The sequence below is a fragment of the Kocuria sp. KD4 genome (genome assembly GCF_011769905.1).
Classification (GTDB): Bacteria; Actinomycetota; Actinomycetes; order Actinomycetales; family Micrococcaceae; genus Kocuria; species Kocuria marina.
In genome coordinates, this window is sequence record NZ_CP050449.1 from 808590 (window position 1) to 833669 (window position 25080).

A 25080-nucleotide genomic window follows, 5' to 3' on the forward strand; every position below is an offset into this window, starting at 1 on the left:
CAGCGCCGAACACTCACCCGTGCAGTGCGCTCGCCGCGGCGAGAATCAGGCATGCGCCGGTCTGTCGACCCGGGTCCCGTCGTGCAGGGACGCCGCGCTGGTCCGGTCAGCAGCGGGCCCGGCGGAAGTGACCGTGGGAGCGACGTCGACTCAGGACGCGGAGGTCGACCCGCTCGCGGTCGAGGCGGAGGATGAGCTCGTGCCGCCGCCGGAGATGGCGGACGCAGCGGTGCCGGAGTCCTGGCCTGCGCCCTTGTCCGCGGCCGGGGTCGCGGTGGCATCCGCCGATCCCGAGGTGCCGGAGGAACTCCCGCTCGAGGAGGAGTCCGAGCGCGAGTCGTTGCGGTAGAAACCGGAACCCTTGAACACCACGCCCACCGAGTTGAACTTCTTCCGCAACCGGCCGCCGCATTCCGGGCACACCGTCAGGGCGTCGTCGGAGAAGGACTGGCGGATGTCGAAAGCATGGCCGCAATCTTTGCAGGCATAGGCGTAAACGGGCACGGGTGTTCCTTCGAGGGGTGAGGGTGGTTTACCGACCTCACATCCTACTCGCCCGTCCACGGCTGCGATCACTGCCCGGAGGGCCCCAGGGGCACGACGCCGCGTTCCGTGAGGACGCTGCCGAGCACGGCATCGTGCGCTTCGCGGGGGACGGTCCCCGCCGGCAGCACCTCGTCCGCGTAGCAGCAGGCCATGGCCTTCAGCCGGTGCTGGGTCCCCGTAATGCGCGGCAGGAACCGGTCGTAGTACCCGCCCCCGAAGCCCAGCCGCACACCGGCCTCGTCCACCGCGACCACCGGCACGAGCAACACCCGCACCGCCGTGAACACCTCCGCCCCGTGCCGTTCCCCGGCGGGTTCGAGCAGCCCGGGCAACGCCCCCTGGACCAGAGGGGCATCCGGGTGCCACTGCACCCAGCTCAACTGCCGCAGGGGTTCCACCACGGGCAACCAGACCCGGTGGCCGCGGTGATGCGCCTGCGTGAGCGCGGACAGCAGGGGCGGCTCGTCCGGCAGCGGCAGGAACGCAGCCAGGTCACCCGTCCCGGTCCCGGCGAGGACGCGCGCCAGGTGCTCCGCGAACCCCGTCTCCGCCCGGTGCCGTGCGGCCGCCCCACGACGACGCCGCCGCGCCAGGATCCGTGCGCGCAATCGCGCCTTGTCCTCGGGGACCGGGGATGCGTCCGCGGGGGATGCCGTGGGGTCCATGCGTCGTCGACCATCCTTCCCTGTTCACCGTTGGGAGTACATTTCCCGAGAATTCTCGCATTCCCGGTATCACACGGGCGTTGGAACGCGGGCGCCCGTGTGCGGTCGTTTACCCTGATCCCATGAGTCGTGAAGAGACCAAGCGCGTACACAAGGCCGTCATCCCCGCCGCGGGGTTGGGCACCCGATTCCTGCCCGCCACCAAGGCCATGCCCAAGGAAATGCTGCCCGTGGTGGACCGCCCGGCCATCCAGTACGTGGTGCAGGAAGCCGTGGACGCCGGCCTGGACGACGTCCTCATGATCACCGGCCGCTCCAAGCGCGCCCTCGAGGACCACTTCGACCGCGTCCCCGCGCTCGAGGCGCAACTGGATGCGTCCGGTAAGAAGGCCCTGTTGGCCGAGGTCGAGCACGCATCGGACCTGGGCGAGATCCACTACCTGCGGCAACAGGACCCCAAGGGGCTGGGACACGCGGTGTTGCGTGCCAAGACCCACGTGGGCGACGACCCGTTCGCGGTGCTGCTGGGCGACGACCTGATCGACGAGAAGGAAGACCTGCTCGCCCGGATGATCCGCGTGCAGGAGCGCACCGGCGGTTCCGTGGTGGCCCTCATGGAGGTCCCCCGCGAGAACATCAGCGCGTACGGCTGCGCGGACGTCACCGCCGTCGAGGGGGAGGACTACGTCCAGGTCAACGGCCTCGTGGAGAAGCCCGCGCCGGAGGACGCCCCGTCCAACCTCGCGATCATCGGCCGCTACGTGCTGCACCCGGAGATCTTCGAGATCCTCGAGAACACGGCCCCCGGTCGCGGTGACGAGATCCAGCTCACGGATGCCATGCAGACCATCGCGGACCGCGGGGATGCTGCCCAGGGCATGTACGGGGTGGTCTTCAAGGGCCGCCGCTTCGACACCGGGGACAAGCTGTCCTACCTCAAGGCGAACATCGAGCTCGCGTGCGAACGCGAGGACCTCGGTCCGGGCCTGCGCGCCTGGATCAAGGACTACGCCCGCGACCTCGAAGGCTGAGGTCCCCACCTTCGTGAACACGGCTGCAGAATGGCCGGTCACCCTTCAGTGGGCGCAGCTCGTGCTGCGCCCACTGGCCATGAGTGACCGCGGTGAATGGGACCGGGTGCGCTACCGCAATAAGCAGTGGCTCGAACCATGGGAAGCGAGCAACCCCGAGGCGGACGGCGCGGCGCCGTCGTTTCGTGGTTTCGTGCGCTCCATGACCAAGCAGGCGCGGGAAGGGCAGACCCTGCCGTGGCTGATCACCGAGCAGGACCCCGGGACCCGGGGCCACGAACTCGTGGGGCAACTGACCGTCTCGGGCATCACCCTGGGGTCTTTCCGCTCCGCGACGTTGGGCTACTGGGTGGACGGCGCGCAAGCCGGGCGCGGGATCGCCCCCATGGCGGTGGCCATGGCCACCGACTACTGCTTCGAGCACCTGCGGTTGCACCGGATGGAGATCAACATCCGCCCGGAGAATGCCAAATCACTGCGGGTCGTGGAGAAGCTGGGTTTCCGGGACGAGGGGCTGCGCCCGCGGTTCCTGCACATCGCGGGTGACTGGGCGGACCACCGAAGCTTTGCGCTCACCGCGGAGGAGGTCCCGGAGGGGCTCGTTCGTCGGTTCACGGGCGAGGACCGGGGGATCACCGTCCGGCGCGCGTCTCGCTGACAGCCATGGGAAAAGGCTCCGGACGGCGTCATAACTGCATCGAATTACATTGATGTGAGCAACACGCGTTTGCGTTCCGGGGGATCACGGCGCGGTGTCCTACGCTGAGACGGTGGAATTGTCGTGGGTGAGCAGTTCGGCCGTATTGGTCATTATCATCGTGCTGTGCGTCGTGCGGTTCGCACCGCGCGTGGCTCGGCGCACGAACGCTCCTGTTCGTGCCCAGGTGGAGGCCCCAGAGCTGCAGACCGGTGCCGTGATCCACAGGCAGGAGCGCGTGGGCGCGGAGTCCACTACAGTGCACACAGTAGCCTCATCACACGTCCACGAACGGGAGACGAAAGCCATGGAGACAACGGCACCCGCGCCGGGCGCGACCACAGTCCAGCGCGGTTCCCTGGCGGGGCTGCGGATCAAGTGGGACCGCACCATCATCTTCCTCACCGGGGTGTTGCTGCTCCTGGCCGCCGTGGTGAGCGCTCTCGCCGCACCGCTGACCGCCGTGTCCTGGGCCGTACCCGTGGTCCTGTTCCTGCTGGGCGCCGGGTGCGTGGCCGGTCTGCGCTACCTCGCCGTCACCGACCGTGAACAGCGCGCCGCCGCCCGTCCCATTACCGCGGACGTCGCCCCCGTGCAGTACGCGATCTTCGACAACGAGGACGAGGACCGCCAGGAAGCCGCTCAGCACGACCGCGAGCTGCACGCGTCCCTGGATCTGCCCGTGGACGGTGAACAGCCCGCCACCGGAACCGCCGAACGTCCCGCGGAACCCGTCTACACCGTCGCCGAGTTGCGCGCCGAGGCCCTCAAGGTCGCCCGCAGTGCGGCACCGGCCGCGTCGAGCGCCACCACGTGGCAGCCGGTCCCGGTGCCCAAGCCGCTCTACACGCAAGCGCCCGTGGTCGAGCGCAGCGAGCCGGAACCCCTCCGCGTGCCCGAGCGCCCGGCAGCCCGTTCAACGTCCCTCAAGGAAGCCGTGCGCGCCGGTGAGCAGGAGCCTGCGGCGCTGAACCTCGACGACGTGTTGAAGCGACGTCGGGCCTGAGAGCTCTGCAGAACATTCGTTGACAGCAACGCGCCGCGGCACCCGACCAGGGCCGCGGCGCGTTCCACACAGGGAGCACCATGGTCACCCAACAGGTCGAGATCGAACGCAAGTACGATGTCGCGGGGCAGCGCACCCCCAGGCTCAAGCTGCACAAGCTCAAGAACTTCACCGTGGGTGATCCCGTGGAGCACGAGATGAGCGCCACGTACTACGACACCGCCGATCTCGCGCTCGCGCACGCGAAGGTGGCCGTGCGGCGTCGTACGGGCGGCAGCGACGACGGCTGGCACGTCAAGTACCAGGCTGGGCAGGTGCGCGGGGAACTGCACTACGAGCCGCTGAAGACCTCGGCGCAGCGGATTCCCGCCGCGCTGCGCAAGGTCCTCACGGGCCTGACCCTGGGCGAGGAGCTCACCCCGGTCGCGACCATCAACACCCACCGCACGGTGTACCCGGTGCTCGGGGAGGACGGTCAGTACGCGGAGCTGTGCCTGGACGCGGTCAGCGCGCGCGACGAGCGCGGCCGGGTCACGCGGGAATGGTCCGAGTGCGAGGTCGAGCTCACGCGCGACGACCTCACCCAGAAGCAGGCGCGCACGGTGTTCGAGGCCGTGGAGTCCGTGCTGTACGCGGCGGGGGCGGCGCCGTCGTCCTCGGTCGCGAAGATCGCCCGCGCCCTGGGCCAGGACGGTGGCGACTCGGTGCGGGTCGTCGCCCCGGAGCACGCCGCAGAGGCCGGTGCCTCCGACGACGCCGCCCTCCCGGACCACGCCAGTTCCGGCACCGATGACGCCACGTCCTCGGACGGTGGTGTGAGCGAAACAGATGCCGCGAAGGCGTCGGCGGAATCGGAGCGGGGTTCGGCCATGAAGTCCGAGATGACGGGCGATGCGGAGACGGACAAGGGCTCCGGCAAGAAGCCGGGCAAGAAGGCCAAGGCCGAGAAGACCGGGAAGAAGTCGAAGAAGAAATCAGGGAAGTCCTCGGACAAGGACTCGCAGGCCCCCGCTGCTGCGGAGCCGGAGCCCGAAACGAAGTCCGAGCCGACCGGAGCGGACGTTCTCGCGGCGATGCTCGCCCGCCTGACCGGGGAGCTGCAGCGGTGGGACTTCGCCGTGCGGATCGACGCCCCGGACTCGGTGCACCAGTTGCGGGTGCGCTCGCGGGCGTTGCGGGCCGTACTGCAGGCCGCGCGTGGGTTCGTGACCGAGGACATCGTCGCGGATCTTGAACAGCGCCTCAAGGGTGTTGCCAGGGTCCTGGGTGATGCCCGCGATCAAGAGGTCGCCCGTCAGCGACTCGACGTGTTGCTCGAGGCCCAGCCCTCCGGCGTGGTGACGGAACAGGCCAAGCAGGAACTGCGTGCCGCGGCCGACCAGCTCGGCGTGGTGGCGGGCCGCACCGTGCGCCGGGAACTCGACGGTGCCGCCTACCTGCAACTCGTGCGGGACCTGCGAGCGCTCGCGGCGGGCCAGGACATCACCGAGGACGCGGCGCAACTTTCGGCCAAGGACTTCGCCAAGACTGTGCTGGGTGCCGCGTTGAACCGTGTGCTCGTCTCCGCCAACGCCAAGGTCCCGGACGCCGATGTCGCGACCGACGTCAGCGACATGGCTGCCGAAGTGGGTCGACGCATCACCCTCCCGGGTCTGGACGCAATGCAGACCGCCGCGGCGTTCGACGTGGTCCACGAGACCCGCAAGGCCGCCAAGTCCGCGCGGTACGTGTCCGAGGCACTGGGGCACGCCCACGCGAAGGCGGGCAAGAAGCGGGTCCGTGCGGCCGTGGTGGCCAAGGACTACCAGGACGATCTGGGCGTGATTACGGACGCCGCCGTCATGGAGGAGTGGTTGGCCCGGGCCAGCCGGTCCTTCCAGCGCACGGGCAAGGACCGCTACGCGGTGGGCCTGCTGCACGGGATGGAGTTGTCCGACCTGCGGGACGGGATGCTCGAGGCGCCGGAGATCCTCGCGGATCTGGTGGAGGACCTGTGCGAGGTACTGCCGTCGGAGGACTGACGAGCACCGCCCGCCCCTGGGGTGGATCCCAGGGGCGGGGCGGTGCTGTCGCGCGGTTGCGGGCCCGTGAGGTCGGGCACTGCATTCGTGGCGGGGCCGTCTCGCCTCAGCGCCCGCCCGGTCAACGCGGAGCGGCTGGTCCCGGGGTGCGAACGGCGTGCATCACTCGGATCCCGGAGCGCTCTTTCAGGCCCGGTGGCGCGGCGCCGGGCGGCCACCGCGTCGGCCTCTGCGCGGCGGGCGGGCCGCGGTCTGCGTGGCTGCCGACGCCTGCGAGGTCTCCCGGGTTCGCGGGAACTCAGAGGCGGCACTGTCCGTCACGGTCCCCGGCTGACGAGGGGATTCTGCGGGGCGGTCCGAGGCGCCCACTGCCGCCTGCGCCTCGGTGGCGGTGGCCTCGACCGTGGAGATCTCGCCCGTGCTCAGGTCCACGCGGGTGGCCAGGGGCTTCTCCTCCACGAACAGCAGCAGCACGAACGCGAGCACCGCGAGCGGGATCATGAACAGGAAGATGGGCAGCAGGGCGTCGTTGTAGGACTGGATCACCGGGTCGCGGAACATGGCCGGCAGCCCGTGCACGCTCTGCGGGGTGAAGGAGTTGGCGTCCATCGCCCCGGCGGACGTGCCCGGGATCTTGGGCAGGTTCTCCGCCAGCAGGTCCTTCAGCCGGGAGATGAACAGCGAGCCCACCACGGCGGAGCCCACGGTGGCTCCCACCTGGCGGAAGAAGTTGCTGGAGGCGGTGGCGGTGCCCACGATCCGGTTGGGCACCGAGTTCTGCACGATGAGCACCAGGATCTGCATGCTCAGCCCGATGCCCGCGCCGAACACGGCGAGGAACACGCACATCCGCACGGTGGAGTCCGAGACCTCCAGGGTGGACAGCAGCCACAGGCCGATGCCCATGATCACCATGCCCACCAGGGGGAACAGCTTGTACCGGCCCGTGCGGGAGACGATCTGGCCCGAGACGATCGAGGTGATCAGCAGGGACGCCATCATGGGGGTCATGAGCAGACCGGCCTGGGTGGCGTCCACGCCCTTGACCATCTGGATGTAGGTGGGCATGTAGCCGATCGCGCCGAACATGGCCACGCCCACCGCGAGCCCGGACACGGTGGTCAGGGTGAAGTTGCGGTCCTTGAACAGGGACAGGGGGATCACGGGGCTGCTCGCGCGGGTCTCGGCGACCACGAAGGCGATGGCCCCGGCCAGGGTGGTGGCGCACAGCAGCAGGATCTGCGGGGAGTTCCAGTCGTACTGGGTCCCGCCCCACGTGCACACCAGGATCAGGCACGTGGTGGCACCGGCCAGCAGGATCATGCCCAAATAGTCGATGCGTTCGCGCTCCTCGCGGGGCCGCCGGGGCAGCTTGAGGAACACGGCCACCGCGATGATGGCCAGGATGCCGAGCGGGATGTTGAAGGAGAACGCCCAGCGCCAGCCGGGACCCTCCGTGATCCAGCCGCCCAGCAGCGGCCCGGCCACCGAGGACACGGCGAACACGGCGCCCATCACGCCCATGTACTTGCCGCGCTCACGAGCGGGGACCACGTCCGCGATGGAGGTCTGGGCGAGGATCATCAGACCACCGCCGCCCAGGCCCTGCACCACGCGGGCGGTGATGAGCCAGCTCATGGTCCCGGCCGCCGCACCCAGGGCGGAGCCCGCGATGAACAGCACGATGGCCGCGATCAGCACGGGCTTGCGGCCGAGGAGATCGGAGATGCGGCCGTAGACCGGCATCATCACGGTGGAAGCCAGGATGAAGCCGGTGATGACCCAGCTCATGTGATCCACACCGCCCAGGTCCCCCACGATGGTGGGCAGAGCGGTGGAGAGGATGGTCTGGCTGAGGGACGCGAGCAGCATGACGACCATGAGGCTCGCGAACAGCAGTCCGAGGTGGGGTGGTTTCTCGTCCACAGGAGGGCTGGATACAGCCCGGGTGGCGGTGGCGGTCATGAGATCTCCTTGAGAGCGGTGCGGAAGACGCCGATGGCGTGGTCGAGCGCGCGCTGGATGGCGGCGTCGTCGGGTGTGGTGGCCAGATGCGTGTTGGTACGGAACACGAACTTGATGACCGAGCCGGCCAGCAGGACGAACGCGTGGGTTGTCTCCTCCGAGCGGGGAGGGGTGTCGCGCGCGGAGTGTTCGGTGACGGTGGAGACCACGAGGTTCTCCACCGCGGTGATGTGCATCCCGATGCGCCGTTTGAGTTCGGGGTGGGCGCACACCAGTTCACGACGGCGCGTGGCCAGTTCCGGGGGTCCTGTGGCGTCCCGGAGGACGTCTACGAACAGGCGCACGGTGCGAGCGAACTCGTCCCCGGCGTCAGGATCCGTGTAGCGCTCGCGAGCGGCCTCGGACAGTCGCGGCGGGGTGAGCCCCAGCATCGCGTCCTCCTTGGACGAGTAGTAGTTGAAGAACGTCCTGCGGGAGACCCCGGCACGTTCGGCAATGGCTTCCACAGCGGTGTCGGCGTAATTCCCCGACGTCGCGAGCTCCAGCGCGGCGCGATGGATCTCCGCGAGGGTGCGAACACGGTGGCGTTCACGCAGGGAGGGATGGGATTCAGGCACGACGAAAATCCTATGCACGAGTGCAAAGTTGCACAAGTGCAACGTGTGCACGGGTGAAGTGAGTTCCGTCACGACGTGCGGGGTGTGACCGGCAGCCAACCCGGGTCCTTTAAGACGCATGCGATGCCCACCCGGGCCCTCTCGGACGCACCCAGTACCCACCCACCCACCCAGCCGCTCCTGACCGCCGCGGCAGCCGAACTGCACAACACCTGGGGCCCGAAAATGCACGGATTCTCGAATCCACGTGTTGTTCCGGGACACAGATGTTGGGGGCCGGATGGATGGCCGGGTCGATACAGTGGGGCGGTGACAGTTCCCCTCCTCGCCTGTGTGGGCCCGGCCCAGCACGGTGTCCGCATGCATGCCGAGGCACTCGCGCGGCACACCCCGGAAGCCCGATCGGTGTCCGGCACGGTCGACGAACTCCTGCCCGACCTGCTCCGCGACGACGCCCCCGTGCACCTGCACTTCACCGACCGCGTGTTCGGCGATTCCGCCGCGGCCGCCGCGGACACGATCGCCCGGTTGGCTCGGGTCCGGCCCGTCTCGGTGACCCTGCACGACATTCCCCAGCCGTCGGACGGCCACGCCTTCGAGGCGCGACGTGCCGCCTATGCGCGCGTCGCGGACCTCGCGCGCACCGTGATCGTGAGCAGCGCGTCGGAACGTCGCCAGCTCGAGCGGTTCGTCGCAGCCGATGTCACCGCCGTTTTCGTGGACCCGCTGCCCATCGATCCGCCGGAGCCGTGGGAGTGGGCGGCCGCGCGACGTCATCCGGCGAACGGCACTCCGAGCGTGGCGATGCTCGGCTTCCTGTATCCGGGCAAGGGCCACGACCGTGTGGTCGCGGCCCTCGAAGGTGTGCGTACCCCGGTTGACGTCGTGGCACTGGGCCGCCCCTCGGACGGTCACGACGACCTCGTCCCGGCCCTGGACGCCGCGGCCCGCGCACTCGGGCACTCGTTCAGCGCCACGGGATTCCTGCCCGACGCCGCCCTGACCCGCGCCGCGCAAGAGGTCACGGTCCCGGTGGTCGCACCGTCCCACGTGTCGGCCTCCGGATCGGTGGGCCGGTGGATCGCGAGCGGACGCAAACCCCTCGTGACGCCCCACCCGTTCTTCGAGGAACTCGCGGCGCGGGCCCCATGGGCGCTTACGCTCACCGATGACCTCCCGACGGCGCTTGCTCGCGCACTGGAGGATCCCGCCGCCACGTGGATCGATCCCGCCGCGTGGGATGTGGCTCAGGTCCCCGGCACGGCTGCTGCCGCCGCAATGCAATGGGAGCGGATCACGGGGGATCGACTCACACCTCGGCGAGGTGCGCTGTGAGCGCGCCGTCGATGAGCGTCATCGTTCCGTACTTCGAGAACCAGCGTGGCCTGGACCGTCTGCTCGCCGCAGTGGCGCAGCAGGACCACCCGGTAGAAGAGTTGGAGGTTGTGGTCGCCGACGACGGCTCCGCAGAGGCCCCCACGATCCCGCCCGTCCCGTTCACGTGCACCGTGGTGCGCCAGGAGGACCGGGGCTTCCGCGCGGGGGCGGCGCGCAATCTCGGGGCGCGCACTGCGCGGGGTGATGTGCTCGTGTTCCTGGACGGGGACATGATCCCCGAGCCGGGGTTCGTCTCCGCGATGCTCACCGGGCTCACCCGTGCGGATGACGGCCACGGCGCGCTCGCGGTGGGCGCTCGCCATCACGCGGCGCTCGACGGCCTCAACGTGCCCGCCGTGCTGCGCTGGGTCGCGGGCGAGGACGTCCCCGGCGCACGTCGGCTGCAGGATCCCGTGTGGCTGGCGGACGGCTACGCCCGCACGGCGGATCTGGCGGACGCGGGGACCGAGGACTTCCGGCTCGTGATCAGCGCGCTGCTCGCGATGGACCGCGCACTTTTCGAGCGCTGCGGTGGCTTCGACGAGACCCTCGTGGGCTACGGCGGCGAGGACTGGGACCTGGCGTACCGCTGCTGGCAAGCGGGGGCGCGCTTCACCCACGTACCGGGGGCCGGGGCGTGGCACGACGGTCCCGACCTCGCCGGCCGCAGTGCCACGCGCGCGGTCAAGGACGCCGAAACCCTCGCCCTCGCCCGGCGGATCCCACTGCGCAGCACGCGCGGGTCGGGTGTCGCGTTCGCCCAACCGTGGGCGGTCGTGCAAGTGCACGGGCACGACGACGCCGCCGAGGCCTACCTCACCGCCGCCCACGTCCTGCGCGACACGGATGCCGGGGTGTGGTTCGTGGACCGCGCGGAGGTCCCGGACGCGCTCGCCGAGGACCCCCGGATCCGGATCGGTGCACCACCGCAGAACGTGCTCGACCGGGCCGTGGTCCTCGCCGATGTCCACGCGCCCCTCACTCTGGACGTGCCCCTGCGTCGGTGGTGCGAGCGCGGGGAGACTCATGTGCCGGGGTTGCTCACAGTGCGTTCCGTGCGTGCCGTGAACCGGGCAGAATCGGATCCGGTGGACGTGGACCCGGACGATCCGCAGGTCCCGGTCCACGCCGCGGACACCGCACGACGACTCGAGGACAGGGTGGGACATGACCACTGAACCGACGAACGACGCACACATCGCGGGCCGCCGGGTGCACTATGGGGACTTCTACGGGCTCAACGAGCTCCCCGACGTCCCGCTGTTCGCGGTGTACGGCAACTGTCAGGCCGAGTCCCTGCGCGTCCTGCTCCACGGCGCCCTGGCCGGTGAGTGGCACGGGGTGCGCCTGCCGCCCGTGCACGAGTTGACCGAGCAGGACCTGCCCCACTTGCATACCCTGCTGCCGCGGCTCTCGTTGTTCGTGACCCAGCCCGTGGTGGCCGGATACCGCGGCCTGCCCCTGGGTAACAACGACGTCCTCCCGCGCTTGGCCGACGACGCCCGGATCGTGCGCATCCCGGTGATGCGCTGGACCGCGCTCATGCCCACGCTTGCGATCGTGCGGGCCCCGGGCGTGGGGGACCCTCCCGTGGCCCCGTACCACGACCTACGGGTGCTGACCGCCGCGGCCCGGGGTGAGTCCACGGTGGAGCTGACCAGCCCGACCCCGGAGGCAGTGTGGACGGCACGGGAAGAGTCGCTGCGACAGCTGCGGGTGCGGCAGGACGCGCACCATGCCCTCGATGCCGCCTCGATCCTGGATGCCGCCGGCCCCAATGCCGTGCACGTGATCAATCACCCGGGTAACGGGGTGCTCACGGAGGTCGCTGCGGCGATCCTGGCGGAGGCCGGCCTCAGCGCGACCGTCCCCGATCCCGGGCGGGTGCTGCTGGGCGGGATCCGCGCACCGATCTACGCGAGCACGCTCGAAGCCCTCGGTCACGATCCCGACGACTTGATCGGGGGTCCGCACGACGACTGGATCATCCACGGGGAACACATCCCGGAACAGGACATCGCGGCCGAACACCTGCGCTGGTACGCCCAGAACCCTTCCGTGGTCACGGCCGGTCTGGCGCGCCACGAAGAACTCATCTCCCGCCTGGGACTGGACGGGGGGCTGCGCCGATGAGCCCGGAAAAGAAAGACGCGGCGACCGCGGCGTCGTCGGGCCCCGAACGCACTGCGGACGGGCACCACATCGTGGTCAACGGGCGCACATGGCGCGCCACGGACCCGTGCATCCCCGAGACGTTCCGGGAGGAACTCGTCCGCGAACTCATGAGCGCCCGGCGAGCCGTGAAGTCCAAGGACGAACACGCGCGCGAGCGGGTCCAGGACGCGAAGGTCGCGCTGGGGGAGCGAGGTGACCCGTGGTGGGAGAGCCCCTCGGAGTCCGGGCTGCGGGAACGGCGTGCGGCCACGATCCGTGCGTTGCTGCGGCACCGAGCGGGCACGACGATCTGCCCGTCCGACGTCGCCCGGACCCTGGGCGGGGAAGAATGGCGGGACGACATGCCCGGGGTGCGGGCGGTGGCCCGGGAACTGGCGGACGTGGGGGAGATCACGGTGCAGCAAAAAGGTGAGACAGTGGACATCACCACAGCCCGTGGCCCGGTCCGGCTCGCGCCGGGACCAGAACTCACGGGGATGCCCGCGGACGGGGACTGAAACCGCTCGCCCGGACCGAGGAGGTCGCGTGACGTTCCTGGACGACGCGACATCACTAACGGGAACATGCACGCGTGCGGCCACGACCTGCACACCGCTGGTCTCGTGGGCGCGGCCACACCGCTGAGCGCTCGCCGGGACGACCTGGCGGGCCACGTCGTGTTCATGGTCCGGCCCGGCGAGGAGGGAACCGGCGGAGCGGCGCCCAGGCCGCGGCCCTCGCCGAACTCGCGTGGGAGCGTCTGGCGCGCGCCTGATGTTCCGGCCGGGGGCCGGGGCGGTGCGCCCCGCTCAGCGCACCCGTTCCCCGGCCTGCCACACCCCGCGGACCCGGCCGCGCAGTTGCGTGACGCCCTCGCGGTGGAGATCACCCCGGAGTAGGACCAGATCCGCCGTGGCGCCACGCTCGAGGTTGCCCAGGCACGGTTCCTCGATGAGCTGCGCGGCCGTGGATGTCGCGGCACGCAACGCGTGCACCGTGGACATCCCGTTGGCCGCCATGAGCTCGATCTCCTCGAGGTTCTCGCCGTGGGTGCCCACGCCCGCATCCGTGCCCATGGCGATCTTCACGCCAGCGTCGTGGGCCTTGGCCACGGACGCGCTGTGGGCTTGCGCCACGCGGCGGGCCTTCTCGACCACGCCCGGGGGCATGGGCACGCCCGCCTCGTGGGCCGTGATCACCGCGAGCGGGGCCTGCAGCGTGGGGACCAGGAAGGCGTCGTTCTCCAGGAGCAGCTCGATGGCCTCGTCGTCCAGGAAGATCCCGTGTTCCATGGATCGTGCTCCGGCGCGCAGGGCGTTCTTGATCCCGGGGGCACCCTGCGCGTGGGACATCACGTAGGCACCCTGTGCGCGGGCCTCGGCCACGATGACCTCGATCTCGTCCGGGCCGAACTGCGAGTGCTGCGGATCGTCGTCGGGGGACAACACGCCGCCCGTGGAGCAGATCTTGATCTGGTCTGCACCGGCCCGCAGGATCTCGCGGGCCTTGCGCCGCACGCCGTCGGGACCGTCGGCCACGCCGTCGGGGCGGCCGGTGTGCGGCGCGAGCATGGGTGAGCACGCACCCGAGAGCAACCAGCTGTCCCCGTGGCCCCCGGTCTGGGACATGATGCTCACCGAGAGTTTCACGCGTGGTCCGCGGACCAGCCCGGTGGCCAGGGAATGCTTGAGGCCGGCGTCCGCGCCGCCGGCATCGCGCACGGTGGTCACACCGGCGTCGAGCGTGCGGCGCATGTTGTCCACCGAGCGGTAGAACTGCGTGGAGAACGGTTCCGCGAAACCTGCGAGGGACCCCGCGTTGCTCACGGTCAGGTGTACGTGGCAGTCGATGAACCCCGGGGTGAGCGTGTGTCCCGAGCCGTTCACCGTGCGCGTGTCCTGCGAGGCCTGGATCTCACCCTGCGAGGCCACCCGCTCGATGCGTCCCTCGCGCACCAGGACGTCCCTGGTCCCGGAGTGGAAGTCCGTGCCGTCGAAGACGACGACGCCCGTGAACAGCGTGCTGGTGGGTTCCCTCATGGTGTCCTCCCGGGGTGTGGGCATTGCGGCGGAGTCAGGCGTGCAAAACCTCGTGGGATTCCGAATCGCGAATGTCCGCCGTTTCGATCTGGAACGTGGAGTGGTGTACCGACACGTCGAAGTGTTCCGCGACACACGTCTTCACGTCCCGGAGCAAGTCTGCCGCATGCCCGTCCCGGAAGCACTCGTCCTCCACGACCACGTGCGCGCTGATGGTGGGAAGGCCCGTGGCGACCGTGGAGGCGTGAACGTCGTGCACGTCCACCACGTGGTGCAGGGCCATGATGTGCTCGCGGAACAGGTCCAGATCCAGGCCGCGCGGCGTGAACTCCATGAGCACCGCTGCGGTCTCGCGCATGATCCGCACGGCGCGGGGGAGGATGAGCGCGGCGATGAACAGTGCCGCCACGGTGTCCGCGCGCTGGAACCCGGTGGTCGCGATCACCACGGCGGCCACGATCACGCCCAGCGAGCCCAGGGCGTCGTTGACGACCTCCAGGAACGCGGCACGCATGTTGAAGTTGCTCTCCCGACTCGAGGACAGCACCAGGATGGCCACCACGTTGCACGCCAACCCCACGGCACCGAAGACCAATAGCTCCGTGGGCGGTACCTCGCGCGGTTCCATGAGCCGCCGGACACCCTCCACAGCGGCGAAGATCCCCACGCCCAGCAGGAGGGTGGCCTGGCCGAGGGCCGCGATCACCTCCACGCGCCGGAAGCCCCACGTGTGCTTGGAACTGGCCGGGCGCGTCATCAGGTGCGCCGCGACGAGCGCTACGAGCAGCCCGATCGCATCCGTCAAGGCGTGGACGGTGTCGGTCAGCAGGGCCAAGCTCCCCGTGATCACCGCCCCCGCCGCCTGGGCCACGACCATCCCCGCGGTCAACCCGAAGGCCACCCGCAGTCGCCCCGGGTGTCCCGTGGCCCCCGCGTGGGTGTGCCCGTGTACGTGTCCGGCGCCCATTACTCGGCCTCCCGTCCCGACGCCGCCGCCCCGCCCCGCACTGCAGCGGTCCCGGTGGCGGGTCCCTGCGGGGGGTGGCGCAGGTGGGCGCACAGCACCGCGTCGGTGCCGGTGGCGTGCAGGATGCGTTCCGCGGCTGCGATCAGGGCCGCGAGTTCATGGGGGCGGGTGAGCGAGTACCACGTGGCGCGCCCCTCCGGCCGTGCCTGGATCAGGTGGCACTCCACGAGGAAGCTCAGGTGCTTGCTCACCGTGGACTGGGCCAGGCCCATGTGCTCCACGAGGTCCCGGACCCGGTGTTCCCCCGAGGCCAGGTGCTGCACCACGGCCAGCCGGGTCGGTTCACTCAGCGCCTGGAACAGGTGCGCGTACGCCGCGGTGGCTCGTGCATCCAACGTGGGGAGCTCACTTACTTCAATCGCCATAGAGCGATGATATCGCTGCACGCCGCATGCGGGAAAGTGTGGGACGATGTGTCGCCCTGGCCGCCGCGAACGACGCCCACCCCGCGAGCCTGCCCGGCGCCGTCGAGCTCCAGAATCCTGGCTGAGTCGCGCTCGCTGACCAGGGGAGTGCCCCCGTGGAAGACAACGGACCACGGCGCGTCCAAGTTTTCGGTCACGGTCCGGGGCTCACCCAACGACGACGCCGCCGCGGCCGTTTCGCTCGGGTCGGCTCGGACGTCCGGTCGCCGTTGCACGAGGTCAGAAGGAAAAGGCCGGACACAAGGAACGCGGTGGCTGCGGAACGTGATGTGGAAACCATGCTGAGCTCCTTTCGGGGCCGTGGCGTGGATCCGGCCTACCGGGGCTGTTCAGGCCGGCTGCGATCCTGACTCGAGTGCGACGGCGTGGACAGCGGCCGCCAGCGCGTGTGTAAGGCCGTCGAAACTCAGCGCTGAATCCGCGGGGGTGTGATCCGGGTCGGTCTCGGCACCGATCCCCGCTGATCCTCTCGACCTGACCGCGGGTACGTGGATGAACGCGGCGGGCAGATCCGTGCGGTGCAGCGCGGTCCAGAAGACGGCGTTGCATAGGAAAGCGCCTGCGTCGTCGGAGACCTCGGCCGGGATGCCCGCGTCCTGGACGGCATGGGCGAGCGCGGTAGGGTCAATGCGGGACTCGAGGCGTTCGGGACCCTCGGTCAGAGGAGCGGCGTCGCGGACCCCGCCGTCGTTGTCCGGGATGCGCCCGTGCCCCAGGTTCCTGGCCCACCGCTCAGGGGTGACGGCCGTTCGGCCGCCCGCTTCACCCACGGCCACGACGGCGTCGGGCCGGTGTTCCTCGACGGCCCGCAGCAGCGCGGGACCCGCGCCGGACCACCTGACGGGGAGGATCGCCGTGGCGATGCGTACGCCGTCGCTCGGCGCGAACTCGCGGAGCATGTCGACGGCGACGCCGCTCGCGTTCTCCGTCTCTCCACCGAAGGGCTCGAAGCCGGTCACGAGGATCTTCATGGGCTCACAGTATCCGCGCGCGGCGGGTCAGTCTCGGAGGATCTTCTCCATGGCAGGGGCGTCGGTGAAGAAGGTCTGGAAATCGACGTCGTTTTCGAGCTGGCTCCGCAGCTGCTCGGGGGAGTATCCGGTGAGCCAGCAGATGATCTGGTCCACCTCGTCCTTGGTGCGGCTCTTCTTCCCCGCCCTGGTCACGTAGTGCGGGTACACGCTGGCGACGCTCGTCGTGTAGCTGCGGTGCTGGGGCATGGGGCCTTTCTGCCGGGGGCAATGGGTGGCGATGCACATGTGTCCCGAAAAAACATGTCCTTGGCGAATCGCATGTCTTCACGGGGCACAGATGTTCGCGACGATCCGGCGGCCGCGCTCCCGACTCCATCGATCGGGAGGCGGACAGCAAAGATCCCGTGCCCTTCCGGACACGGGATCTGAGAAAATGTGGAGCTTAGGGGAATCGAACCCCTGACCTTTTCATTGCGAACGAAACGCTCTACCAACTGAGCTAAAGCCCCGAACAACAGGGAACACTCTAGCCCTCCGCGCCGGTTTTCGCACATCCACGCGTCACGGACACGTACGCCCCGCCGCGATGGGCCTGGGAGCCCAACTCGGACAGGCCCGGACATGGCGCGCACACGGGTGCACTTAGGGTGGGAGCATGACCGCAGCGGACACCCCGACACCCCCCTCTGAGCCCGCTGAGCCGGGCGCGTTCACCGTGGGGTACGTCCCCGGTGTCATGCCCGGCAAGTGGTTCGGCCGGTGGCGCGAGCGCAGGATGCACCCCGAGCTGCGGGACGTCCTGGTCCCGGCCGCGGAATGGCGCTCGGCGCTCGATGACGCCGCCGTCACCGCGTGCTTCGTCCGGCTCGGCTGGGCGCCGGGGGATCCCTCGCTCGAGGACCTGCGGGTCACCCACAATGCGGTGCACCTGTACGACGAGCTGCAGGTGGCGGTGCTGAGCACCGACGACCTCCTGACCGTCCTCGACTCCCTCACCCTGGCGCAGCTCACCGAGGAGTCCACCCCGCAAGCGCACGCCGACATCGACGACGCCGCCATGGCCGTCGAACTCGCCGCCGCCGGCGTGGGCCCCGTGGTGCTGCCGATGTCCGTGGCGCGCCTGCATGCCCGCAAGGACGTGACGTTCCGGGAACTCACGGACGCCCCCACCGTTCCCGTGGTCCTCGTGTGGCCCCGCGGCCTGGATGACGAGGGCGAGGACACGGTGCAGCGGTTCGTGGGGATCGTGCGTGGCCGTAAGGAGTCCAGTGGCAGGGAAGCGCCGCGAGACGGCGACCGCACCAAGGATGGGGCCCGTGACAGGGACAGGCGAGCGGCGTCATCGGCGAGGAAGCGTAGCGCAGCGAAGCCGGGACGCGGGCGGCCCTCCCGGGGTGGGGGAGTTCGCCGGAAGCGGAGCTGACGGCCCGCGCTCAGCCGTCCCCGCGGCGTTCGGCGGACGTGGTTCCCTCGCCGGACTCGTCACGGCTGGGGGTGCGGCCGTCCGGGGTGTGGCTGTCCACGTCCACGGGTTCGGGGCGCACCGGGGTGGTGCGCAGCTTGCCGGTCGTAGGCACACGCGGCACGGGGAAGGACGTGGTGGGTGCTTCTCCCTGTGTCTCGGGCTCGGCCCCCGTGCGCACCGTGACCTGGTTGGTCAGCGGGATGCGCAGCCCGTCCCGGTCGAGCATTTTTTTGATCCGCACCCGCATCACGCGGGCCACGTCCCACTGCTCGAGGGGAGCGGTCTTGACGGCCAACCGGATCGTGATGCTCTCACCCGAGATGTTCTCCACACCCCACACCTCGGGGTCCGCGACGATGCTGGGACCCACGTCCGGATCGTCACGCACGAGCCGGGCTTCGTGTTCGATCATGTCCGCGATCAGGTCGATGTTGGTGTCGTAGGGCACGGGGATGTCCAGGACACAGCGGGCCCAGCCCTGGGACTGATTGCCCACGCGCAGGATCTCGCCATTGCGCACGTGCCACAGGGTGCCCTTCACGTCCCGGACCTGGGTCACGCGCAACCCCACGTTCTCCACGGTGCCCACGGCCTCACCGAGATCCACGGAGTCACCGATGCCCAATTGGTCCTCCGCGACCATGAAGATCCCGGAGAGGTAGTCCTTGACCAAAGACTGCGCACCGAAGGACAGCGCCACGCCCGCGATGCCCGCGGAGGCGAGCACCGGCCCGATGTTGTACCCGAGTTCCGAGATGATCATGAGGATCGCGATCGCCCACACCGCCACGGTGGACACGGACGAGAGCACCGCTCCGATGGTCCTGGCCCGCAGGCTTTGGCGTTCGGATGCCAGCCCCGCGTCCTGCACCCAGCGGGCCTGGCCGTGGTCGAAGCGCTTGATGATCCGCGATTGGGTGCCGCGTGCAATCCCCCGGGTGATCTTGCGGATCAGCAGGCGCACGAGCGCGGAGACCACCACGGCGCCCAGCAACACGAGCACCACGCGGAACGGTTTGTCGAGCCAGAATTCCCAGTTGTCCATCCCCGCCAGGGTAATGGCCCGGGGTGCGTGCCCGCTCAACGCGGAGCGGGAGCGGCCTCCGAGAGGGCCGCCGGACGACGTCGCCCGCGGACGTCACCCGCCGACGTCGCCCCCGGACCGTCCCACCGTGCGGCCCGTCCGCGCCCCAGCGAACCGACGTGCTGCGCGCCTCACAACCAGTTCTTGACCTTGAACACCGCGTAGAGCACCACGGCCACGAGCAGCATGAGGCCCAGGGACATGGGGTAACCCAGGCGCCAGTCGAGCTCGGGCATGTGGGTGAAGTTCATGCCGTAGATCGAGCCCACGATGGACGGCGCGAAGAGGATCGCCGCCCACGAGGAGATCTTCTTCATCTGTTCGTTCTGCTGCATGGCGGCCTCGTTCTGCCGCGCCGTGGTGAGGGTGGAATCCACGCTCATGGCGTCGGTGAGCGAGGCCCGCATGGATTCGAGCTTCCCGCTGACCTGGATCACGTGATCCAGCACGTCCCGCAACCGGTGCTGCAGTTCCTCGTGCGTACCGTACTTGGTGAAGCCCGTGAAGTAACGCTGCATCACGTGGCTGAGCGGGGCCACCCCGCGGTGGAAGTCGTTGATCTCCCGGGCGAGCTCGTAGATCCGTTGCGAGACGTTCGGCTGCCCGGCGAACAGGGCGTCCTCGATCTCGTCGATGTCGTTCTCGAGACCGTCGAGCACGGGGAAGTAGTCGTCCACGATCTGGTCCAGCAACGCGTACAGCACGCCGTCCGGACCGAAGCACAACAGCTCCCGGTCCTCCTCGACCCGCTTACGAACCCGCCCCACGCCGCTGGACTCGGAGTGACGGATGGTGATCACGAAATGGGGTCCGGTGAAGATGTGGATCTCACCGATCTCCACGGTCTCGGTCGCGTCCTGGTAGACCGCCGGGCGGATCACGGTGAACAGCGTCTCGCCGTAGCGTTCCATCTTGGGGCGCTGGTGCGCCTGGACGGTGTCCTCGACCGCGAGCTCGTGCAGGTGGAAGTGCTCGGCGAGCGAGCGGGTCTCGTCCGGTTCGGGCCGGTACAGCCCGATCCACGCCACGACCGCGTCCCCGCTCTCGGACGTGGAGGGCTCCCCGGGATGCTCCAGCATCCGTTGCAGCAGGTCGTACGTCTCCTCGAGGGACCGGGGCGACTCGACCCTGCGCCCGTTGCGGTAAATGGCGTTCTCCACGATGCTCACCCGGACATTATGGGCCCTGCCCGCGCGCCGCACCGACCGCACCCTGTCGCGCCCGCACCGCCCCGGGGAAACCGGTCCGCTGTCAGGGGTCACCCGGAACGCGTCAGTAGACTGGCGCTCATGAGCAAGCCGTTCGATTCCCGCGTGGGCGCCTATGCCCTGATCACCCGCGACGAGCACGTGCTGTTGACGCACTGGAACCCCCGTCACCCGGGGTTCGACGGCGCGTGGACCCTTCCCGGCGGCGGCATGGAACCGGGGGAGCAGCCGGAGCAGACCATGATCCGGGAGGTCTTCGAGGAGACCGGTTTCCACGTGGAATCGGATGGCCTGGTGGGCGTGCACAGCTACTGGATGACCCCCGAGCAGCGCCTGGACGGTCAGCCCCGGGGCAATCACGCGTGCCGCGTCCTGTACACCGCCCACGTCACGGGCGGTGAGCTGGCGGTCGAGCAGAATGGTTCGTCCGACGACGCCGCGTGGTTCCCGATCGCACGCATCGACTCCCTCAAACGCCTGGACCTCGTGGACCAGGGCCTGCGACTCGCCGGGCTCACGAGCGCCGTCACGGACCCGGACACCCCACCCGAGGACATCCCCGAGCAGGACGTGGCCACCGAGCCCGGCCGGGACCGGTGAGTCACGGGGTGCGGCTGCGCGCCGTCGCCGCGCTCGCGAGCGGTGCCCTCCTGCTGAGCGCGTGCGGCGCGGGCGGAGGGACCGGCGGGCCGGACACGGAGACGGCGAGCCAGGCGGCGTCGTCGAACGCCACGGGGGAACCCACCGTGAAGATCGCGACCGGTGTGGACCTGCAGACCCGCGTGCTGGCGCACCTGTACCAACAGCGGCTGGCCGCGGACGGGATCACCGCGAGCGTGGTGGACGTGGGGACCACGCGCGAACAGATCGTGGACGCACTGCAGGCCGGCCGCGCGACCATGGTCCCCGACTTCACCGGTGATTTGTACGTGTACACGCGGCAGAACGAGCGGCCGGCCTCGCCGCAACCGATTGTGAGCCCCTCGTCCACGCGTTCCCCCGCCCCGGACACGGACACCCCGCGCGGGCTGCTGGACTCGCTCGGGCAGTTGCTCGGCATCACGGGGGAGACCGGGCCGTCCGACGACGACGTGTACCGTGCCCTGCCCGGGGCACTGCCGCGCGGGCTGACCGTGCTCGATTCGTCGTCCGCGCAACGTACGGACCGCGTGGTGGTCACGGCCGCGACGAACGCGCAGTTCAACCTGGGGGGCCTGAACACGATCGGGGAGCACTGCCCCGAGATGGCCGTGGGGATGGCCCGGGGCTACGCGGACAGCGCCCAGGGAGAGCGCGGGCTGAAGGCCTATTACGACTGCGCGCCTAAGGCCGTGCCGGAGTTCGCTACCACCGGTGAGCTCGTGAATGCTCTGCTGAGCGACGAGGTGCAGGCCGCGGTGCTGCGTTCCTCCGAACCCGCGATCGATGACGACAGGCTCGTGGAATTGGACGACCCGAACCGATTGTTCCGCCCGGAGCGCGCGGTGGTGCTCAGCTCCGTGGGCATGGACGACCGGGCGGTGGCCTCGGTGAACGCGGTCTCGGCAGATCTCACGTCGCAGGACCTGACGACCATCACCCGGCTCGCGGGCGGGTCCGATCCCGCGATGAACCCCGAACAGACGGCCACATTCCTGCGCGAGCAGCCGCGCTGACGTGATCCGAGAAGTGCTGACGTGCGACGGGAGGCAGCGAGCGACGTCGTGGGCCCTTGAGCCGCGGAGCACCGCCGCGTGCCGACCGAATCGGGATGGGGGCGCCGAGTATGGTGACCCCATGGCTAAGGTGAAACAGTCCGACAAACTGAAGAACGTCCTCTACGACATCCGCGGGCCCGTGCTCGAGCAGGCGGAGAAGATGGAGGCCGCGGGTCAGCGCATCCTGCGCCTGAACATCGGCAACCCCGCACCCTTCGGCTTCGAGGCACCGGACGCCATCCTGGTGGACATGATCAAGAACCTGCCGAACGCGCAGGGCTACTCGGACTCCCGGGGCATCTACTCCGCGCGCACCGCGGTGGTGCAGTACTACCAGACGCGCGGGATCATGAACCTGGACACAGACGACGTCTACCTGGGCAACGGTGTCTCCGAGCTGATCACCATGACCCTGCAGGCACTGTGCAATCCGGGCGACGAGATCCTCATCCCCTCACCGGACTACCCCCTGTGGACGGCTTCGGTGGCGCTGTCCGGCGGCACGCCCGTGCATTACACGTGCGACGAGGAGAACGGGTGGAACCCGGACCTCGAGGACATGGAATCCAAGATCACCTCGCGCACCAAGGGCATCGTGATCATCAACCCCAACAACCCCACGGGTGCGGTCTACTCACGCGAGACCCTGCAGAAGATCGTGGACCTGGCCAAGGAACACGAGCTCATCCTGTTCTCGGACGAGATCTACGAGAAGATCACCTACGATGACGCCGAGATGATCAACACCGCGAGCCTCACGGGCGAGGACGTGCTGTGCCTGACGTTCTCGGGCCTGTCCAAGGCGTACCGGGTGGCCGGCTACCGCTCCGGCTGGCTCGCGATCACCGGACCCAACTGGCGCGCGGAGTCCTACCTGGAGGGCATCAAGCTGCTCGCCAACATGCGCATGTGCGCGAACGTGCCCGCACAGCATGCGATCCAGACGGCGCTGGGTGGATACCAGTCGATCAACGACCTCATCCTCCCCGGCGGGCGGCTCAAGGCCCAGCGGGACATCGCCCACCGCAAGCTCAACGAGATCGACGGCGTCACGTGCGAGCAGGCCCACGGCGCGCTCTACCTCTTCCCCAAGCTGGACGTGGAGAAGTTCGGGATCGTGGACGACGAGCGGTTCGCCCTGGACCTGCTCAAGGAACAGAAGATCCTGCTCAGCCATGGCACCGCGTTCAACTGGGGCAAGCCGGACCACTTCCGCCTGGTCACGCTGCCCGCGGTGGACATGCTGGACACCGCACTGGATCGACTCGGCGAGTTCCTCTCCGGGTACCACCAGTAGCCGGTTCCTGACCCCGACCACGGTCCGGGCAACGTCCCACCACGGGGTGACGTGGCCGGGCCGCTCCGGGGGTTTACCGGTGACCGGACTCCACTGCGTCCACCCGACGACGGCGCGTCAGTCCTCCGACGCCGCCTGCTCCCGGTTCTCCTCGCGCCGGGCGCGGGCGGCGTCGAGGCGTTCGCGGGCGCCGTCGAGCCACTGCTCGCAGCGGGTGGCGAGTGCCTCGCCCCGTTCCCACAGGTGGAGAGACTCCTCCAGCGTGGTGCCGCCCGCTTCGAGCCGGGCCACGGTCTCCACGAGCTGCTCGCGGGCCTGCTCGTAGCTCAGACCGTCCACGTCCGAGAGATCGGGGCGGGTTCCGGCCGAGCCGCCGAGGCGGGAATCGTCCTGTCCGGTGCTGTGCTGTTCGCTGCTGTTCTGCTGTGCCACGGTGTGTCCTTCCGGTGGGGTCGAGGAGATCGAAGGGCGGGGTTCAGTGGTCCCCGGGCTGGCGGTTGGTGCGGGAGGTGACATTCACCCCGAGTTCCCCGGCGGCCAGGCGCACGGTGAGGTCCTGCCCCTCGGAGACGTCGCGTGCATCGGTGAGGACCGAACCGTCCGGGGTCTGCACGACCGCGTAACCGCGCTCCAATGTCTGCTGCGGGGACAGAGCACGCACGCGGGCGCGCATCTGGGCCACCGTGTCCTGCGCTCGCACGGTCTGGGCGTTCACCGCGGACCACGCGCGCGAACGCCAGCGATCCAGGTCCTCCTCACGGACCAGGATCATGGAGTCCGGCTGGGCCAGGGAGGGCCGGGACCGCATGGTCTCGAGCCCCTGGTGTTCGCGCTCGATCATGGTGGCCACGGCACGGTCCAGGGCTCCGCGCGCCTGGGCAATGCGAAGACGTTCCTCGTGCACGTCCGGGACGATGCGTTTGCCCGCGTCCGTGGGGGTGGAGGCGCGCAGGTCCGCGACGTAATCCAGCAGCGGTTGGTCGTTCTCGTGACCGATCGCGCTGACGACCGGCGTGTGGGCGGCGAACACCGCGCGCAGCACGGATTCGTCGCTGAACGACAACAGGTCCTCGAACGCACCCCCGCCGCGGGCGATCACGATCACGTCCACGGCGTCCATGGCGTCGAGTTCCGCGAGGGCTTGGACCACGGCGCGCGCCGAACCGGCTCCCTGGACCGGAACCTCGCGGATCTCGAATTGCACACCCGGCCACCGGTTGGTGGCGTTGCGCACCACGTCCTTCTCGGCATCGGAATTGCGCCCGGTGATCAACCCGACCCGGTGGGGCAGCACCGGGAGGGGTTTCTTGTGAGCGGGATCGAACAGACCCTCTTCCGCGAGCGCTCGCCGCAATCGTTCGAGGCGTTCCAGGAGGTCCCCCAGACCCACGGGGCGGATGTCCCGCCCGATCATGGACAGCCGCCCGGTCTTGACGTACAGATCCGCCTTGAGGTTGACGATCACCCGGGAGCCCCGTTCGAGGGGGCGCTCCAACCGGGACATCTCCGCCTTGAACATGGTGACGCTGACCGAGACCTCGTCATGGAGGTCGCGCAGCGTCACGTAGGAGACGCGGGCGCGGTGGTTGACCTCGATCACCTGACCCTCGACCCAGGCCGCAGGTGCGCGTTCGATCCACCCATGCAGCCCGTACGACAGCTTGCTGAGCGGCCACGGATTCTCCGGTGTGGTGTCCCGCGCCAACCGGGGCGTCTCGGCGGGGCGTTCCGGTGCGCCGGTGTCTTCGCTCGGGGGCCACGTACTCATGGGACATAAGTATCACC

Annotated in this window: 25 protein-coding genes, 1 tRNA gene and 1 pseudogene; 13 read left to right on the top strand and 14 right to left on the bottom strand. The window is 69.5% G+C overall.

Annotated features, from left to right (window positions below):
- Positions 1–150 precede the first annotated feature (150 nt).
- Together HBK84_RS03725 and HBK84_RS03730 are read right to left on the bottom strand one after the other, a co-directional pair.
- Positions 151–504 carry an FmdB family zinc ribbon protein gene (locus HBK84_RS03725; RefSeq protein ID WP_167318211.1) on the bottom strand — a complete coding sequence of 118 codons (354 nt, stop codon included), beginning with the start codon at positions 502–504 and terminating at the stop codon, positions 151–153.
- 68 nt (positions 505–572) lie between these two features.
- Positions 573–1211 (bottom strand): 5-formyltetrahydrofolate cyclo-ligase, encoded by a 639-nt coding sequence (locus HBK84_RS03730; RefSeq protein ID WP_167318212.1) that lies wholly within the window; start codon positions 1209–1211, stop codon positions 573–575.
- 122 nt (positions 1212–1333) lie between these two features.
- Here HBK84_RS03730 and galU point away from each other — a divergent pair, with 122 nt between their 5' ends.
- The 4 genes from galU (at position 1334) to HBK84_RS03750 (ending at position 5966) form a co-directional block, all read left to right on the top strand.
- On the top strand, positions 1334–2242 hold the full coding sequence (gene galU / locus HBK84_RS03735) for a UTP--glucose-1-phosphate uridylyltransferase GalU (RefSeq protein WP_167318213.1): 909 nt from the start codon (positions 1334–1336) through the stop codon (positions 2240–2242).
- Between the two features lie 13 nt (positions 2243–2255).
- Complete coding sequence (locus tag HBK84_RS03740; protein ID WP_144931422.1) at positions 2256–2900, top strand: GNAT family N-acetyltransferase; 645 nt, start codon at positions 2256–2258, stop codon at positions 2898–2900.
- A gap of 346 nt (positions 2901–3246) precedes the next feature.
- Positions 3247–3945 carry a hypothetical protein gene (locus tag HBK84_RS03745; protein ID WP_167318214.1) on the top strand — a complete coding sequence of 233 codons (699 nt, stop codon included), beginning with the start codon at positions 3247–3249 and terminating at the stop codon, positions 3943–3945.
- Positions 3946–4025: 80 nt separating this feature from the next.
- Positions 4026–5966, top strand: coding sequence for a CYTH and CHAD domain-containing protein (locus tag HBK84_RS03750; RefSeq protein WP_167318215.1), 1941 nt, complete (start codon positions 4026–4028; stop codon positions 5964–5966).
- Positions 5967–6152: 186 nt separating this feature from the next.
- On the opposite strand, the gene HBK84_RS03755 is transcribed toward HBK84_RS03750, so the two are convergent.
- The gene (locus HBK84_RS03755) at positions 6153–7931 is read right to left on the bottom strand and encodes an MDR family MFS transporter (protein ID WP_167318216.1); all 1779 of its coding nucleotides are present in this window, start codon (positions 7929–7931) and stop codon (positions 6153–6155) included.
- Positions 7928–8548, bottom strand: coding sequence for a TetR/AcrR family transcriptional regulator (locus HBK84_RS03760; protein ID WP_240919089.1), 621 nt, complete (start codon positions 8546–8548; stop codon positions 7928–7930). The genes HBK84_RS03755 and HBK84_RS03760 overlap by 4 nt, the downstream gene beginning before the upstream one ends.
- A gap of 309 nt (positions 8549–8857) precedes the next feature.
- Between HBK84_RS03760 and HBK84_RS03765 the strand changes: the two genes are divergently transcribed.
- The 5 genes and pseudogenes from HBK84_RS03765 to HBK84_RS12810 all read left to right on the top strand — a co-directional run.
- Positions 8858–9883, top strand: coding sequence for a hypothetical protein (locus HBK84_RS03765; RefSeq protein ID WP_240919090.1), 1026 nt, complete (start codon positions 8858–8860; stop codon positions 9881–9883).
- A gap of 11 nt (positions 9884–9894) precedes the next feature.
- Positions 9895–11103, top strand: a complete 1209-nt coding sequence (locus HBK84_RS03770; protein ID WP_240919091.1) for a glycosyltransferase — start codon at positions 9895–9897, stop codon at positions 11101–11103.
- Entirely contained in the window at positions 11093–12058 is a 966-nt protein-coding gene (locus HBK84_RS03775) for a WcbI family polysaccharide biosynthesis putative acetyltransferase (RefSeq protein WP_167318219.1), read from the top strand. The genes HBK84_RS03770 and HBK84_RS03775 overlap by 11 nt, the downstream gene beginning before the upstream one ends.
- Positions 12055–12597 carry a DUF3253 domain-containing protein gene (locus tag HBK84_RS03780; RefSeq protein ID WP_167318220.1) on the top strand — a complete coding sequence of 181 codons (543 nt, stop codon included), beginning with the start codon at positions 12055–12057 and terminating at the stop codon, positions 12595–12597. The genes HBK84_RS03775 and HBK84_RS03780 overlap by 4 nt, the downstream gene beginning before the upstream one ends.
- A gap of 48 nt (positions 12598–12645) precedes the next feature.
- A pseudogene (locus tag HBK84_RS12810) lies at positions 12646–12804 on the top strand (M20/M25/M40 family metallo-hydrolase); the annotation flags it as partial.
- Between the two features lie 84 nt (positions 12805–12888).
- Here HBK84_RS12810 and HBK84_RS03790 read toward each other — a convergent pair.
- The 6 genes from HBK84_RS03790 to HBK84_RS03815 form a co-directional block, all read right to left on the bottom strand.
- Positions 12889–14118 (bottom strand): amidohydrolase family protein, encoded by a 1230-nt coding sequence (locus HBK84_RS03790; protein ID WP_167318222.1) that lies wholly within the window; start codon positions 14116–14118, stop codon positions 12889–12891.
- A gap of 34 nt (positions 14119–14152) precedes the next feature.
- A complete protein-coding gene (locus HBK84_RS03795; protein ID WP_167318223.1) occupies positions 14153–15085 on the bottom strand; it encodes a cation diffusion facilitator family transporter in 933 nt (310 codons plus the stop codon).
- The gene (locus tag HBK84_RS03800) at positions 15085–15510 is read right to left on the bottom strand and encodes a helix-turn-helix transcriptional regulator (protein ID WP_167318224.1); all 426 of its coding nucleotides are present in this window, start codon (positions 15508–15510) and stop codon (positions 15085–15087) included. Before HBK84_RS03800 ends, HBK84_RS03795 begins: the two co-directional genes overlap by 1 nt.
- A gap of 389 nt (positions 15511–15899) precedes the next feature.
- Positions 15900–16541 (bottom strand): pyroglutamyl-peptidase I, encoded by a 642-nt coding sequence (locus tag HBK84_RS03805; protein ID WP_167318225.1) that lies wholly within the window; start codon positions 16539–16541, stop codon positions 15900–15902.
- A 27-nt stretch (positions 16542–16568) separates the two neighbouring features.
- Positions 16569–16790, bottom strand: a complete 222-nt coding sequence (locus tag HBK84_RS03810; RefSeq protein ID WP_167318226.1) for a DUF2200 family protein — start codon at positions 16788–16790, stop codon at positions 16569–16571.
- Between the two features lie 190 nt (positions 16791–16980).
- Positions 16981–17053 (bottom strand) — tRNA-Ala (locus HBK84_RS03815).
- Between the two features lie 146 nt (positions 17054–17199).
- Here HBK84_RS03815 and HBK84_RS03820 point away from each other — a divergent pair.
- Positions 17200–17967 (top strand): LysR substrate-binding domain-containing protein, encoded by a 768-nt coding sequence (locus tag HBK84_RS03820; protein WP_240919092.1) that lies wholly within the window; start codon positions 17200–17202, stop codon positions 17965–17967.
- A gap of 10 nt (positions 17968–17977) precedes the next feature.
- Here HBK84_RS03820 and HBK84_RS03825 read toward each other — a convergent pair whose 3' ends face one another.
- Positions 17978–19054 carry a mechanosensitive ion channel family protein gene (locus tag HBK84_RS03825; protein WP_085106457.1) on the bottom strand — a complete coding sequence of 359 codons (1077 nt, stop codon included), beginning with the start codon at positions 19052–19054 and terminating at the stop codon, positions 17978–17980.
- 170 nt (positions 19055–19224) lie between these two features.
- Positions 19225–20262 carry a magnesium/cobalt transporter CorA gene (corA, locus tag HBK84_RS03830; protein WP_167318227.1) on the bottom strand — a complete coding sequence of 346 codons (1038 nt, stop codon included), beginning with the start codon at positions 20260–20262 and terminating at the stop codon, positions 19225–19227.
- A gap of 120 nt (positions 20263–20382) precedes the next feature.
- On the opposite strand from corA, the gene HBK84_RS03835 reads away from it, so the two are divergent.
- From HBK84_RS03835 to HBK84_RS03845, 3 genes are all read left to right on the top strand, one after another.
- Positions 20383–20901, top strand: a complete 519-nt coding sequence (locus HBK84_RS03835; protein WP_167318228.1) for an NUDIX hydrolase — start codon at positions 20383–20385, stop codon at positions 20899–20901.
- On the top strand, positions 20898–21956 hold the full coding sequence (locus HBK84_RS03840) for a glycine betaine ABC transporter substrate-binding protein (protein WP_167318229.1): 1059 nt from the start codon (positions 20898–20900) through the stop codon (positions 21954–21956). The genes HBK84_RS03835 and HBK84_RS03840 overlap by 4 nt, the downstream gene beginning before the upstream one ends.
- A gap of 121 nt (positions 21957–22077) precedes the next feature.
- Positions 22078–23295: a pyridoxal phosphate-dependent aminotransferase gene (locus HBK84_RS03845; RefSeq protein ID WP_167318230.1), complete on the top strand. Its 1218-nt coding sequence runs from the start codon at positions 22078–22080 to the stop codon at positions 23293–23295.
- Between the two features lie 117 nt (positions 23296–23412).
- On the opposite strand, the gene HBK84_RS12815 is transcribed toward HBK84_RS03845, so the two are convergent.
- Together HBK84_RS12815 and xseA are read right to left on the bottom strand one after the other, a co-directional pair.
- Complete coding sequence (locus HBK84_RS12815; protein ID WP_064847298.1) at positions 23413–23727, bottom strand: exodeoxyribonuclease VII small subunit; 315 nt, start codon at positions 23725–23727, stop codon at positions 23413–23415.
- Between the two features lie 43 nt (positions 23728–23770).
- The gene (xseA, locus tag HBK84_RS03855) at positions 23771–25063 is read right to left on the bottom strand and encodes an exodeoxyribonuclease VII large subunit (RefSeq protein WP_167318231.1); all 1293 of its coding nucleotides are present in this window, start codon (positions 25061–25063) and stop codon (positions 23771–23773) included.
- Positions 25064–25080 lie beyond the last annotated feature (17 nt).

Coding starts and splice junctions, on each gene's coding strand:
- HBK84_RS03805 (WP_167318225.1), bottom strand. CDS start 16,541: ATGAAGATCCTCGTGACCGGCTTCGAGCCCTTCGGTGGAGAGACGGAG.
- galU (WP_167318213.1), top strand. CDS start 1,334: ATGAGTCGTGAAGAGACCAAGCGCGTACACAAGGCCGTCATCCCCGCC.
- HBK84_RS03745 (WP_167318214.1), top strand. CDS start 3,247: ATGGAGACAACGGCACCCGCGCCGGGCGCGACCACAGTCCAGCGCGGT.
- HBK84_RS03790 (WP_167318222.1), bottom strand. CDS start 14,118: ATGAGGGAACCCACCAGCACGCTGTTCACGGGCGTCGTCGTCTTCGAC.
- HBK84_RS03845 (WP_167318230.1), top strand. CDS start 22,078: ATGGCTAAGGTGAAACAGTCCGACAAACTGAAGAACGTCCTCTACGAC.
- HBK84_RS03770 (WP_240919091.1), top strand. CDS start 9,895: ATGAGCGTCATCGTTCCGTACTTCGAGAACCAGCGTGGCCTGGACCGT.
- HBK84_RS03835 (WP_167318228.1), top strand. CDS start 20,383: ATGAGCAAGCCGTTCGATTCCCGCGTGGGCGCCTATGCCCTGATCACC.
- HBK84_RS03755 (WP_167318216.1), bottom strand. CDS start 7,931: ATGACCGCCACCGCCACCCGGGCTGTATCCAGCCCTCCTGTGGACGAG.
- HBK84_RS03810 (WP_167318226.1), bottom strand. CDS start 16,790: ATGCCCCAGCACCGCAGCTACACGACGAGCGTCGCCAGCGTGTACCCG.
- HBK84_RS03795 (WP_167318223.1), bottom strand. CDS start 15,085: ATGGGCGCCGGACACGTACACGGGCACACCCACGCGGGGGCCACGGGA.
- HBK84_RS03825 (WP_085106457.1), bottom strand. CDS start 19,054: ATGGACAACTGGGAATTCTGGCTCGACAAACCGTTCCGCGTGGTGCTC.
- HBK84_RS03775 (WP_167318219.1), top strand. CDS start 11,093: ATGACCACTGAACCGACGAACGACGCACACATCGCGGGCCGCCGGGTG.
- xseA (WP_167318231.1), bottom strand. CDS start 25,063: ATGAGTACGTGGCCCCCGAGCGAAGACACCGGCGCACCGGAACGCCCC.
- HBK84_RS03750 (WP_167318215.1), top strand. CDS start 4,026: ATGGTCACCCAACAGGTCGAGATCGAACGCAAGTACGATGTCGCGGGG.
- HBK84_RS03780 (WP_167318220.1), top strand. CDS start 12,055: ATGAGCCCGGAAAAGAAAGACGCGGCGACCGCGGCGTCGTCGGGCCCC.
- HBK84_RS03820 (WP_240919092.1), top strand. CDS start 17,200: ATGACCGCAGCGGACACCCCGACACCCCCCTCTGAGCCCGCTGAGCCG.
- HBK84_RS03730 (WP_167318212.1), bottom strand. CDS start 1,211: ATGGACCCCACGGCATCCCCCGCGGACGCATCCCCGGTCCCCGAGGAC.
- HBK84_RS03800 (WP_167318224.1), bottom strand. CDS start 15,510: ATGGCGATTGAAGTAAGTGAGCTCCCCACGTTGGATGCACGAGCCACC.